The organism is Carboxylicivirga marina, from assembly GCF_016612505.1.
GTDB classification, from domain to species: Bacteria; Bacteroidota; Bacteroidia; order Bacteroidales; family Marinilabiliaceae; genus Carboxylicivirga; species Carboxylicivirga marina.
In genome coordinates this window covers 1-13,291 of sequence record NZ_JAENRR010000041.1, presented here as the reverse complement: position 1 = coordinate 13,291, position 13,291 = coordinate 1, and the positions used below count along the sequence as shown (strand labels likewise).

Annotated in this window: 9 protein-coding genes; 4 read left to right on the top strand and 5 right to left on the bottom strand. The window is 38.7% G+C overall.

All coding sequences use genetic code 11. The annotated features are described in order from the left end of the window. Positions 1-122: 122 nt before the first annotated feature. Positions 123-1,436 carry a citrate (Si)-synthase gene (locus JIV24_RS15470; RefSeq protein ID WP_200465973.1) on the top strand — a complete coding sequence of 438 codons (1,314 nt, stop codon included), beginning with the start codon at positions 123-125 and terminating at the stop codon, positions 1,434-1,436. 143 nt (positions 1,437-1,579) lie between these two features. Then, complete coding sequence (locus JIV24_RS15465; protein WP_200465972.1) at positions 1,580-4,906, top strand: two-component regulator propeller domain-containing protein; 3,327 nt, start codon at positions 1,580-1,582, stop codon at positions 4,904-4,906. Positions 4,907-5,089: 183 nt separating this feature from the next. On the opposite strand, the gene ychF is transcribed toward JIV24_RS15465, so the two are convergent. The 4 genes from ychF to JIV24_RS15445 all read right to left on the bottom strand — a co-directional run bounded on the left by ychF (position 5,090) and on the right by JIV24_RS15445 (position 10,758). Continuing rightward, positions 5,090-6,190: a redox-regulated ATPase YchF gene (gene ychF, locus JIV24_RS15460; protein ID WP_200465971.1), complete on the bottom strand. Its 1,101-nt coding sequence runs from the start codon at positions 6,188-6,190 to the stop codon at positions 5,090-5,092. Positions 6,191-6,389: 199 nt separating this feature from the next. Continuing rightward, complete coding sequence (gene hutH, locus JIV24_RS15455) at positions 6,390-7,895, bottom strand: histidine ammonia-lyase (protein WP_200465970.1); 1,506 nt, start codon at positions 7,893-7,895, stop codon at positions 6,390-6,392. 385 nt (positions 7,896-8,280) lie between these two features. Further along, positions 8,281-9,645: a histidine--tRNA ligase gene (gene hisS / locus JIV24_RS15450; protein WP_200465969.1), complete on the bottom strand. Its 1,365-nt coding sequence runs from the start codon at positions 9,643-9,645 to the stop codon at positions 8,281-8,283. Between the two features lie 162 nt (positions 9,646-9,807). Continuing rightward, complete coding sequence (locus JIV24_RS15445; RefSeq protein WP_200465968.1) at positions 9,808-10,758, bottom strand: hypothetical protein; 951 nt, start codon at positions 10,756-10,758, stop codon at positions 9,808-9,810. 592 nt (positions 10,759-11,350) lie between these two features. On the opposite strand from JIV24_RS15445, the gene JIV24_RS15440 reads away from it, so the two are divergent. Both JIV24_RS15440 and JIV24_RS15435 read left to right on the top strand, forming a co-directional pair. After that, on the top strand, positions 11,351-11,956 hold the full coding sequence (locus JIV24_RS15440; RefSeq protein WP_200465967.1) for a hypothetical protein: 606 nt from the start codon (positions 11,351-11,353) through the stop codon (positions 11,954-11,956). 134 nt (positions 11,957-12,090) lie between these two features. Further along, positions 12,091-12,270, top strand: coding sequence for a transcriptional regulator (locus JIV24_RS15435; RefSeq protein WP_200465966.1), 180 nt, complete (start codon positions 12,091-12,093; stop codon positions 12,268-12,270). Between the two features lie 62 nt (positions 12,271-12,332). Here JIV24_RS15435 and JIV24_RS15430 read toward each other — a convergent pair whose 3' ends face one another. Then, positions 12,333-13,001 (bottom strand): hypothetical protein, encoded by a 669-nt coding sequence (locus JIV24_RS15430; RefSeq protein WP_200465965.1) that lies wholly within the window; start codon positions 12,999-13,001, stop codon positions 12,333-12,335. Positions 13,002-13,291: the final 290 nt, after the last annotated feature.

Genomic DNA, 13,291 nt, shown 5'->3' with positions numbered 1-13,291 from the left:
GCCTTATGGTCAGCCTTTTTTTTATGTCCATATGTCTGCAGAACAATTATAGCACTTATCTGTTTTAACATTGCCTCGAACTCACACCAAGGCGCAGTATTAATTCAATCAGCTTACTCAATATGGATTATATTAAAGAAAAGATCATTGAAATAGGCCGCCCTAAGGCCGAGATGGTTAAAGACTTACTCAAAAAACACGGTGATGATGTTATTCAGGATGTTACCTTAGGTCAGGTTCTGACAGGGATGAAAGGCATGGTGTCCTTACTAACGTGTACTTCAAAGTTAGATGCTGAAGAAGGTATTCGTTTCCGCGGTTATTCGATTCCTCAACTACAGGAGCTTCTTCCGAAAGTAAAAAAGGAAGGAGAACCATTACCTGAAGGGTTATTTTACCTGATGCTAACGGGCGAATTACCAACAAAAGAAGATGTTAATCAAATAAGTGAACAATGGGCTCAGCGTTCACAAGGCATCCCTCCACATGTGTTTGATGTGATTAATGCTTTGCCAAAAGATGCCCACCCTATGATTCAGTTTAATACGGCGATATTGGCAATGTCTACCGAATCACAATTTAGAAAAGCTTATCTAACAGGGATGGATAAGAAGGACTATTGGGGGCCAACTTATGAGGGTGTGATGGATTTAATCTCGCGTTTGCCAGTGATTGCGGCCTATATCTATCGTCGAGTATTTCATAACGAGCAATACATCGATATTGATCCGAGTCATGATTGGGCAGCAAACTTAGCCCACATGATGGGACATGATACTGAAGAAGTACATCGACTGATGCGACTTTACATGATGATTCATGCCGATCACGAAGGTGGCAATGTGTCGGCGCATGCCACTCATTTAGTAGGCTCCGCTTTATCGAATCCCTATTATAGTTTCTCAGCTGGTATGAATGGCTTAGCCGGACCGCTACATGGAATGGCAAATCAAAATGTAATGCACTGGATTCATAAAATGATGAGGGAGATTGGAAGTGAAAATCCAACAGAATCGCAAATAAAAGAGTATGCAGAAATGACTCTTAAAAAGGGACAGGTAATTCCGGGATATGGCCATGCCGTATTGCGAAAGACTGACCCTCGATTTACGGTTCAGCTTGAGTTTGCTAAGAAATATGCACCAAACGCACCTTTGATTCAAATGGTGGATAAGATATACAATGTAGTACCAGGTTTATTGACACAGACAGGTAAAGTGAAGAACCCATGGCCAAATGTAGATGCTATTAGTGGTTCTTTATTATCATCCTTTGGCATTACCGAGTATCCGATATATACGGTTTTATTCGGCGTTTCACGTTCTTTAGGGGTGTTAACTCAGCTTATTTGGGATCGCTTATATGGATTGCCAATTGAAAGGCCTAAGTCGCAAAACTTAAAGTGGTTTGTTGATAAGGTAAACTATCAAAAATAATTATAAGCAAGAGAGGTTAAGCCTCTCTTTTTTGCTCTCTGATAGTTAAGCTTATTCAAACTCAGAATAAATGTTTGATATTTAAAGTTCTTTATTATTTATCGCTTGTTTTAGGTCGTAGGATTTTATTACTTTTATCATCAATGAGTGTGTTGATTCAAAGGATATTCTGTGGTTTATTTAATGCCATCTCTCAATTTCGTTTTTTAGCGAATATTGTGTTGGTAATTAGTTGTTTAAGTGTGGCTGATGCCCAGCAGGTTCGGTTATCCTACGAGCAGTATACTATTAATGATGGCTTGTCAAACAGCCATATCACCACTCTTTTTCAGGATAGCAGAGGTTATATTTGGATTGGTACATCTGATGGGCTAAATCGTTATGATGGTTATGGTTTTGATGTTTTCAGGCATCATCCCCTTGCTGATAGCACTATTGTAGGCAATTACATTCAGGCAATTACAGAAACGCCTGATGGTAATATATGGATTGGCACGAGAAACAGTGGTATCGCTATCTGGCAAAAAAAGGATGGTAAATTCAAGAATTTAGGAAAGACTTCCCCAATCTTTAAGGCACTCAGAGAGTATGGTGTGTATGGTATGGAAACCAATGGAGATGATGTGTGGGTGAAAACACGAAACGCCATTATTAAAATCAATCATGCAACTAAGGAATTTAAGCGATACGACCATTATTCATCCGTTTTAAAGAAAGGCATAAGTGAATCATATCCTGTTGTATCTGGCAATGGTAAAATATGGTTTGGCTCTAAGGATGGGATTCAATATATTCAGGAAGATGTGCAATCGATTAAGCACATTGCACCCACTAATAGAAAACAACAGGTTGAGATAAGTAGCCTTGCAAAAGTTAATGATTCCTTATTGTTCGCTGGTTCGAAAGAAGGATTATGGAGATACTCAATAAAACAGCAATCTTTTACACCATTATTTAAAAGTACAGATAAGTATAAAGTTGAGAGTGTTAATAGTATTCTGGCCTGTGATGATGGAGACGTTTGGTTATCTACTTCAAAAGGTTTAATGAATTCTAAGTCACCATATAATAGCTATCATAGTTATGTAATCAATAGTCAGTTAAATGCTGCCTTTAAAAAGATATCATCGATACTGATTGATAATAGTGGACTAATGTGGGTTGGAACAAGGCAAGATGGTTTATTTAAGATTGATAGTAAACCTTCAAAGTTTTCTTCTATAGCGGCAAGCGATGAAGTTGAATATCCAATTGATTGTTTCGATTTTCAATCTGTGTTTGTAGATGATGATAACACACTTTGGTTAGGGACAGTACAAAAGGGAGTTTATTCCATTCAGCGTGATACAAAGCGTTTCAAGCACTACACCATTTATCCGCCCTATGTGTCAAAAGATGATCCGGTAGTTAATACCATGTTTAAAGATTCGAAAGACAATATGTGGTTTGGTACCGACGATGGTGTGTTTATTCTTCATCGGGGTAGTAATCGAATACAGGAGTTTAGTTATACCAACAGTACTGATTTTAAATATTTACTTAAGACGAATAAGATTAAGGATATCATCGAAGATCGTTTGGGTCATATCTGGTTTGCAACACAATTTGGGCTCTATAAATTTGATGGTAGCAAAATGACGAGCTATTGGGCAGATAATGAAAGTGATAATGGATTGTGCGATGATGAGATTAATGTGTTGTTTCAGGATACCGATGGGTTGCTATGGATAGGAACGAATGATGGTATCAATACCTATAATATTGTTTCCAAGACTTTTAATCGTATTCGTAATATCGAAGGGCAGGAGAAGGTATTAAGCCATAACATTATATCAGATTTTGCCGAAGACCATGACAAAATTGTGATTGGGACACATTCCGGCTTATCTTATTTTGATAAGAACACCAAGGCTTCCTCTTTTTGGAAATATGACGATTTAATTAGTGGTAAGATATATGCTGTTGAAATCGACGATTTTAATCGCATATGGATAAGTACAGGCATTGGTATTTCAATGATTCTACCCGGAGGTTCACCAACGCATTACAATAAAAATGATGGCGTACCTGATTATAATTTTAATGTAAGCGCCTCTTGTAAGTTTGGCGATAATGAGTTGTTTTTTGGCGGAGATAAAGGTTTAACTATCATTAATGCCCTTGATGTGCCAAAAAATCTAAATAAACCTAAGGTAATAGTTACAGGTGCTAAGGTTTATCATAAAGGAAAACTAAGCAACGATTATCAGGGTGTGTTAGATGAAATTTCGGTTTTGTATAGGCGAAATACGATGATTAGGGTCTCCTTTTCAGCACTGGAATATACTTATCCGGCCGCAAATGTTTATCGCATAAAGTTGGAAGGACACGATGAAGGCTGGCGCGATGACACTTTTCAGAATTTTGTGAACTTTTCTAACTTGTCGCCTGGAGAATATATACTCAAGATTAAAGGTGCTAATAATGATGGTGTATATGCACAGGATGAAGCCCAGTTACTCATTGAGGTGAAACCTCCATTATGGATGTCAGGTTATGCTTATGCTTTTTATATCATATTCGCCGTATTGCTTATTCAAACGCTGATTAACTATCGAATCAGAAACTACAGAAAAGCATATAAGGCGCTGAATGAAAAGGCACTGGATAAGAAAAAGATAGAGGTTCAAAAGGAATCTTTATCGAGAATTCACCAAAGTTTGACTGATAGTATCAGTTATGCTAAAAGAATACAGGAAGCCATGATACCTTCGGAAGAGATGGTGAAGCAGATAATACCTGAGTCATTTGTGTATTTTCGACCAAAAGATATTGTTAGTGGTGATTTTTACTGGACATACAGAAGCGGCAAAAAAGTGTTTCTGGCAGCGGTAGATTGTACCGGACATGGTGTTCCCGGGGCCTTTATGTCCATCATCGGATATGACTTACTAAAGAATATAGTGGAGGTACAGGAAGAGCACTGTCCGGCTCAAATCCTAAATATGTTAAGCCGTGAGGTGGCTCTAACTTTTAAGAAGAATGGTCAAGATAAAGGTCTGAATAAGCAAAGTGTCGACGATGGTATGGATATCGCATTGGTGATGCTGGATGAAGAGAAGCAGGTGTTGCAGTTTTCAGGAGCCATGAACCCACTTTATATCATTCGGGATAATGAAATAATGACCTATAAGGGCGATCGCTTTCCGATTGGTTATTCTGATGATGAGCGTGAATTGTCTTATTCGTGTCAGGAAATTGAAGTGTATCCAAAAGATGTGATTTATCTTTTCTCTGATGGATTCGCCGATCAGTTTGGTGGTGCCGAAGGGAAGAAGTTCAAATACCGTCGATTCCGTCACTTATTGCTTAATATACATAAGCTGCCAATTGATGATCAAAAGGCCATCCTGCATCAGAAAATGGAAGAGTGGATGGGAACAGAGTATGAGCAGGTAGATGATATTCTTTTGATGGGCTTCAGATTGTAGATGATCAAATTGATGAACTGTTGAATGACAGATTTGTAGAACTATCAAAATAAAATGAGAATCGCTTGATGAGTTTAGAAGTTTAGAAGTTTATTATACATCAAAAGCCCAGCGTTTGCCGGGCTTTTGTATTTCTATTGTCTAGCTTCTATAAGCGAACTTGTTCGCGGTCTAAAGTCTAAATTACACATTAAAGCGGAAGTGCATGATGTCACCATCCTGAACAACATACTCTTTGCCTTCAACACTCATTTTACCAGCTTCTTTACAGGCTAATTCTGAGCCTAACTCTACAAAGGTATCGTACTTTATTACTTCGGCACGAATAAAGCCTTTTTCGAAGTCGGTATGGATAACACCGGCTGCCTGAGGAGCAAAAAATCCTCGGTGGAAAGTCCAGGCACGCACTTCTTTTTCACCTGCCGTAAAGTAGGTCTGAAGGTCAAGTAATTTGTATGCCGAGCGAATTAATTTAGCAACACCTGATTCTTTTAAGCCCATATCCTCCAGGAATTCCTGGCGCTCTTCAAAAGTCTCTAATTCTGCAATCTCTGATTCTGTTTTGGCAGCAATCATTAGTATTTCAGCACTCTCATCCTTAACTGCTTCACGTACGGCATCAACATGCTTATTGCCTTCCAATACCGAATCCTCGTCCACGTTGCAAACGTACATTACTGGCTTGTTAGTTAATAGCATTAAGTCGCCCGAAACCTTTTCTTCCTGCTCAGTTAACTCAACGGTACGAGCCGATTTTCCATTCTCAAAGGCTTCTTTGTAACGATAAAGTACCTCAACTAACTTCTTCGCATCAGCATCTTTTGAGGCCTTAGCAGCGCGTTCTGTTTTCTGTAAACGGGCTTCAACTGTTTCTAAATCTTTAAACTGAAGCTCTAGATCGATAATTTCCTTATCTCTGACAGGGTTGATTGAGCCATCTACGTGGGTGACGTTTTCGTCATCGAAGCAACGCAATACGTGAATAATGGCATCTGTTTCGCGAATGTTAGCCAAAAACTTATTACCAAGACCTTCACCTTTGCTGGCACCTTTTACCAAACCGGCAATATCAACAATCTCTACAGTTGTTGGTACCACTCGCTGAGGATTAACTAACTGCTCAAGTTTAACCAATCTGTCATCTGGCACTGTTATCACACCAACATTTGGCTCAATGGTGCAAAATGGGAAGTTTGCCGACTGAGCTTTTGCATTTGATAAGCAATTAAAAAGAGTTGATTTTCCGACGTTGGGTAAGCCAACGATTCCGCACTGTAATGCCATTATATTATCTGTTAATTTGTTACTCGATTGTTTTGAGCTGCAAAAGTAGTGGTTTTTTTTGAGATAGTATCAAGATATAAGTAGTGAGTATGGAGATGATTTACAAGGTTTAAAACATAAAAAAGGATCGCATCCTTATTTCCAATGGAGTTATAAAGATGCGATCCTATATGTTATTATCGGCCTGGGCCAATTTTACTTACTCACCAAATTCGCCGAATTTACCATTCTGAAGGAAGTCAATACTCTTCTCAATTTCCTTGTACATGATTTTGTCTTCTTTTACGAAGCTAACGTACTCGCGATATTGAGCTAAGAAATCTTCAAGGAAAGGCGAAGTCTTCGCCGGACGACGGAATTCCATTGCCTGTGCTGCATTGAATAACTCCATGGCCAATACACGCTCTACATTCTGAGCAATTTTTAATGCTTTGGTTGCTGCATTACCACCCATACTCACATGATCTTCCTGCTCGTTTGATGATGGAATACTATCAACTGATGAAGGTGTTGCCATCTGCTTGTTTAAGCTAACAATTGATGCGGCTGAATACTGTGGAATCATAAAGCCACTGTTTAAGCCCGGGTTGGCTACAAGGAATTCAGGTAACCCACGTTCACCTGAGATTAATCGGTAGGTACGACGCTCTGAAATACTGCCTATTTCACTCATTGAAATGGATAAGAAATCCATTGCTAATGCCAATGGCTCGCCGTGGAAGTTACCACCCGACACAATCAAATCATCCTCAGGAAAAACCATTGGATTGTCAGTGACTGAGTTAATTTCGGTTAATACCACGTTTGCTACGTAGTTGATGGCATCTTTGATGGCACCATGTACTTGTGGCACACAACGGAACGAATATGGATCCTGAACGTGCTTCTTCTCACGTGTAATCAGCTCACTACCTTCTAATATAGCTTTAATGTTGCGTGCTGTTTCAATCTGACCCGGGTGAGGGCGAACAGCATGTAACTGAGGGAAGAAAGGCTCAATACGACCATCAAAAGCATCTAAAGAAGTAGCTGCAATCATATCGGCATATTTCGATAAGCGGAAAGCTTTAAGCAAGGTGTAAACCGCATGTGAGCTCATAAACTGCGTACCGTTTAATAAGGCTAAACCTTCTTTGGCGCCTAGCTTAATTGGCTCCCAGTTGTTTTCTTTTAATACATCAGCAGCCTGACGTAACTCGCCTTTGTAATGTACTTCACCTTCGGCAATTAGAGGCAAGAATAAATGTGCTAGTGGTGCTAAGTCGCCCGATGCTCCTAAAGAACCCTGTTCGAATACGATTGGGTAAACGCCGTGGTTGAAGAAATCACATAAACGCTGAACGGTTTGTACCTGCACGCCAGAGTTACCAATACTCAAGGCGTGAATCTTCAACATCAACATTAGCTTAACCACATCACGAGGTACTTCACGACCAATACCACAGGCATGGCTTTTTACCAGGTTCTCTTGCAACTTGCTTAAGTCATCAGAAGAGATGGAGATGTTGCATAGTGAACCAAAGCCGGTGTTAATACCATAAACAGGGCCATCGTTATTGGCTACTTTATTGTCAAGGTATTGCTTACAATGCTCAATGCGTTTGATTGATTCGTCTGATAGTTCAAGGTGGTAGCCTTCAGTAAGAATCGTTTCAATAATTTCATATGATAGAGGTGCTGGTGAAATTTGAAATGTCTTTTGCATGGTATTTAAAATGATGCACTGTGCCTATCGCCCGGTGCAGGTTTAAAACTGGTGCATGGTGCTTAAAGCACGGTGCACGAAGATAATACTGTAATGATCGATTGGGTATTGTGTTTGTTATGGACTGAACTTCCCCCATCGCCTTTCAGGCACTTCCCCTGGGGGAAGATGACTCTGACTTCTGTTTATTCTCCCCTTGGGGAGATGCCGTAGGCAGAGGGGGTGTGTTATTGCGTCATAACAAAACAGGCAACGCCTGCTCAGGGGCAGCGGATATCACCTCCAAAGGAGATGAAAACTTGATCTCTGTTTTTTAATATTCGACCCATAAAAAAGCGGGGTAAACAATTAGATGCTTACCCCGCAAACTTAGGTATTTTCTTTATTAGATATTGATGATTTTAATCAATTCGTCAACACTAACTTTACTTTGCTCACCTGTTTCCATGTTTTTAACAGTTACCACGTTGTTATTACGCTCTTCTTCACCGGCTAACAGTACAAATGGTATCTCCTTTTTATTGGCATAATTCATTTGCTTCTTCATCTTTACCGAGTCTGGGAATAGCTCGGCATTGATGTCTGCCTGACGAACCTCTTTAAGGATTCGTAGCGCATATAATTCATCCTCGCCACCAAAGTTAACAAACATGGCACGTGTTTTAGCGCCATCAGCTTTAGGGAATAACTCCAGTTGGTTCATCACATCGTAAATGCGGTCGGCACCAAATGAGATACCAACTCCGGATACATCTTTTAGTCCGAAGATGCCAGTTAGGTCATCGTAACGTCCACCACCAGTAATACTGCCAATCTTCACATCTTTGGCTTTTACTTCAAAGATGGCCCCTGTATAATAGTTAAGTCCGCGTGCCAAGGTTAAATCCAGGTCAACTTCCAAATCAAGATTTAAAGTGTCCAGGTAGTTAAGAACCACTTCCAATTCATCCACTCCTTTTTGTCCTACTTCCGACGCTGCTAATACTTCACGAAGCTTGGCAATCTTATCACGATTCGAACCACTTAGCATGATAATAGGTTGAATGGTATCAATGGCTTCCTGCGATAAACCTTTCGAAGCTAATTCTTCATTCACCTTATCTAGACCTATTTTATCGAGCTTATCAATGGCTACAGTGATGTCTACAATTTTATCGGATGCATCAATGATTTCAGCAATACCTGATAATACCTTGCGGTTGTTAAGTAATAAAGCCACATTGATATTCAACAAGCGGTATACTTCATCAACTATCTGAATCAGTTCAACCTCATTTAGTAAAGAGTTACTGCCTACCACATCTACATCGCACTGGAAAAACTCGCGGTAACGACCTTTTTGCGGACGGTCGGCACGCCATACCGGTTGAATCTGGTAACGCTTAAATGGGAAGCTAATCTCATTTTGGTGCTGTACCACAAAACGTGCAAAAGGTACGGTTAAGTCATAACGTAAGCCTTTCTCGCTAATTTGTGACATCACTTTGTTGGAAGCTTTTTCAGCCAATAAACCTTCGTCGGCCTTTTTAAGGTAATCGCCCGAATTCAAAATCTTAAATAATAGCTTATCGCCTTCCTCACCATATTTGCCAAGTAGGGTGCTCAGGTTCTCCATGGCAGGCGTTTCAATGGGCAGGTAGCCATACTTTTGAAACACTGATTTTACCGTATCGAATATATAATTGCGTTTCACCATTTCCACTGGTGAAAAATCCCTTGTGCCCTTTGGAATGCTTGGTTTTTGAGCCATATCTAACTATTGTTTTGCTATTCAATTTTTAAAACGTGGCAAAGATACTAAAAAAGAGCGGAGAGGAAGGAATGAGGGATGAGAAGTGATTGTCTTTATATACAAGGTTCTTTGACTATACTTTTACCAGGTGTATATTTTCAAGAGGATTCAATCTGAATGTTATTCTATAATGGGAAACATAAAAGCAATGCCAACGACTAGCATATGTACAGGTGATTCGCTTGTTTTGTAAATGATCTCATTTGGCATAATAGTAACATTATCTCTATTAACATATTGGAAGTTAGGGGCTAAGTTGTAATTGAATTCAAGGGTGCTCCTGCTGAATAGTAGCCCAAATCCTAGTGATAAGTTAGCTGTTACCTTACTGTGTTTGTAAATTGTATCTCTATCTTTCTCCGTGGTAATTTCTCCAGTTTCAATATCAATTGATGTCGTCGTATCTAGATAGAAGGTAGAGGTGTATGAGCCAAAGATGCCTACTCCTAGCTCTAGGTAAGGACTAAGCACTCTGCTTTTTGATAGTTTTAAACGATTGATAAAGGTAACCGTATAGAATGTTTGTGAAGTCTTTAAATCTCCACCAGACCAACTATCTGATTTTCTAAATGTAGGATAGAATTCTGCACCAATTCCCGTGTGCCAATTTGGCTTATTCACCTTTGGATTAAACAGTATATCAGTGCCAAACCCTATTAATTCATTCTTATTAGCAATGCTCTGAAATTTACTCCTTGGAAATCCAATGATGATACCAGCCTCTATATAAAATTTAGGAATTAGACGCTTATCGTAAACAGCAGCTGTATCTGGTAGAACTATGTTATTTGCAGAATAGTCCTTTGAAAAACGATAAAGTAAATAGTTTTTTTCATCGCTGTAATCACGCTTTGATCTTATGGATTGAACAGGGTAATTTTCCTGCAGCTTACCTTTGTTTCCTATAGGTTCACTTTTAAATAGACTATCGCTCTTTATATTACTGATATGCGATATGTATTTTAAGCCAATAGTGTCTTTGAGGATAATCTTAGTAGTGTCATGTTGTGAATATACATAGGTAATACACAGTAAATAGAAATTTAAGATAACTGCTATTTTAGTGTTCATCTGTGGGTGTAATAAATTGAAATGCCAACTTGTTTAATTTAATTATTTTATTCTGTAGATGAAATATAAATAAGCTGCTTTTCAAACCTTCACAACCATCATTTAATTGTTTAAGAGTACCATTTAGTGGCTTGAGGTGCAATTTGGTATGACGAGAGCACGATTTAACACTACAAAAGTGCAATTACCTACTGCAAAAGTGCAATTATGGCGCAATAACTACTGTTTAATAGCTCGAGGGTGCTACTCTATGGTTATGGAGAGCTATTTAAAATAGTAGATTGCTATAATGGTTGATAGGCATGGTGTTTAATGAATTTACACCAACGTTTGGAGTGTAAGAGTTTAATTTATATATTCGTTTTGCCTAAATATAAAATCCTTATTATGATTACATCTTGCCCGTCCTTTATGGTTTTAAAACGACATCCGAAAAGAGCGTTCCGTTCTGAAAAATAATTAATCAATTTTAACAAACCAGTTAAAGCCTTTTAAGAGCATTCTGCTAGCTGCAGATGCATTTATTATGCTTTAGCACAAAACAATCATTATTTATGAGTCAATCACATGAAAGTCAACTTGAAAATGCAGAGTGTTAATTGAAGGCGTTAACAGTAATGATGCTATTAAAACCCGTATTGCGCCCATCTACACTGAAGAAAAGTTGGCCAATGGCCCGGTATTGTTCACCAACGCAAAGCTTGCTGCCAATCATCAGACTAAAGAAAAGGCTGAAGGAACTGCTGCGGTCAAAGCGTTTAATGGGGCGAAAGATGAATTACATAATAACTTTGTGCGTTTACGTCACTCCGTTCGCTATTTCTTTAAGTCTGATGTTAATATGCAGAATATGGTATACCTGAATGAAGATATACCGGGCAACTACGCCCAATGGAGTAATCTGATTGAACGCACTCTGAGTGTTGTGATGGCAACACCTGCTATTACCGAAAAGCTGTCGTTGGTAAACATCAGTACTGATGTGTTAACTGGTTGGCAAGACGATTTAATGAATATTGGTCAGCTTAAAATTGTGGCCGAAAAAGAAGATGGAGAAGCACAGGCAGCCTCGGTTAAAAAGCGTGAAACAATGGCTGAACTTAAGGCCTACTGTAGCGACTTGCGGGAGTGTTTAAACTTGTTTTATCATGGAAGCGAACGTCAGGTATTGGAGCAGGTGGGTATTACGGTTAAGTAATATCATCAATGTTATGCATACAAAATTTAAGGGAGCTGATTTTTGCTCCCTTTTTAATTCAATTCAAAAACAAATCCTGCTCACTACTTGTCTTTATACACAACAAAATAAACTACAACTTTAAAATTAAGGATATGTCAAACGCAACGGCAGTATTGGAAGCCTTGAAGCAGGCTGGTAAACCAATGCGAACAGGGGAAATTGTAGAAGCAAGTAAGCTTGATAAGAAAGAAGTGGAAAAAGCAATGAAGGAACTTAAGGTGGAAGCAAAAATTGTTTCACCAAAGCGCTGTTTTTGGGAGCCAGCTAAGTAAGCATATTATCAAATAAATGAAGTCTTGGAGGTTTTTGCTTTCAAGGCTTTTTTGTGTTTTAACTAGCAATGTTTGATGCAATTAATAAGTGTTTTTGTTAAGTCGTCGCCAGCTTTGAGTTGTAACTTTTTTCGAATGCGTTTGCGTGCTGCATATACCCCATCAGTAGTGATGTTTAATAGTTCCGATATTTGCTTGCTATTATATTGCTTCGCTATGTAATGGCATATTTTTAAATCGTGGCTACTCAACACTGGAAAACACTGACATAATTGTTGACTGGAACTGAGTAAGGCTTTGTTCTGGTTCTTGTTGCGTTCGGCCTTAAGTTCTCGCTCCAGAACGATTATATTTTGCTTAAGTCTGATTTTTTCGATATCAACCTCGCCATTTATTTTTTGTACATGACCAACCAGTAATTTCCTGCCATTAATACTTTGGTAGTGGGTGTGTAATTTGCAAGCAAAGAGTTCACCATTGCTTTTTCGACAGACATGTGTGTAATAACCATCAAAATTAACGTGTTCCGGCGTCATTTCATCGGGATAGAGATTGGCAAAATCTTCAGGCATCAAATCACGTAAATGATGTTTTTTGAATGATTGGATAGAGCTGTAGTTGTATAGGTCTAAGGCTTGTTGGTTCCCTGAAAGAATTTGTCCATTAAGTTCGGCTATGACAATGGCTTCGTCTTCTATTACGTTTGAAATCTGGGTGTTCAGGTATTTCATGGCTGTGAATTTGGTTAATGTAAAAATAACTTAAAAAACACAGATGTACCATAAAACTACCAATGCAATATTTCTAAAAGATGTTAAAAGCCAATAGTTTTGCGACTGTAAATCTTTATGGTTTCCCGATTCATACATTCTACTTGCCCTCTCTTTCCCTTGAGAGGGCAATTTCTTTTTATCTCGTAGATGTACCTAATTCGATCAAAGTATTTAAGGGGACTTCTATAAATTAAAACTTTGACATACAGATGTGTATTAGTATTTTCAGGCGATAAAATCAGCCGAAA

Coding starts and splice junctions, on each gene's coding strand:
- JIV24_RS15470 (WP_200465973.1), top strand. CDS start 123: ATGGATTATATTAAAGAAAAGATCATTGAAATAGGCCGCCCTAAGGCC.
- hutH (WP_200465970.1), bottom strand. CDS start 7,895: ATGCAAAAGACATTTCAAATTTCACCAGCACCTCTATCATATGAAATT.
- ychF (WP_200465971.1), bottom strand. CDS start 6,190: ATGGCATTACAGTGCGGAATCGTTGGCTTACCCAACGTCGGAAAATCA.
- JIV24_RS15465 (WP_200465972.1), top strand. CDS start 1,580: ATGAGTGTGTTGATTCAAAGGATATTCTGTGGTTTATTTAATGCCATC.
- JIV24_RS15435 (WP_200465966.1), top strand. CDS start 12,091: ATGTCAAACGCAACGGCAGTATTGGAAGCCTTGAAGCAGGCTGGTAAA.
- JIV24_RS15430 (WP_200465965.1), bottom strand. CDS start 13,001: ATGAAATACCTGAACACCCAGATTTCAAACGTAATAGAAGACGAAGCC.
- hisS (WP_200465969.1), bottom strand. CDS start 9,645: ATGGCTCAAAAACCAAGCATTCCAAAGGGCACAAGGGATTTTTCACCA.
- JIV24_RS15445 (WP_200465968.1), bottom strand. CDS start 10,758: ATGAACACTAAAATAGCAGTTATCTTAAATTTCTATTTACTGTGTATT.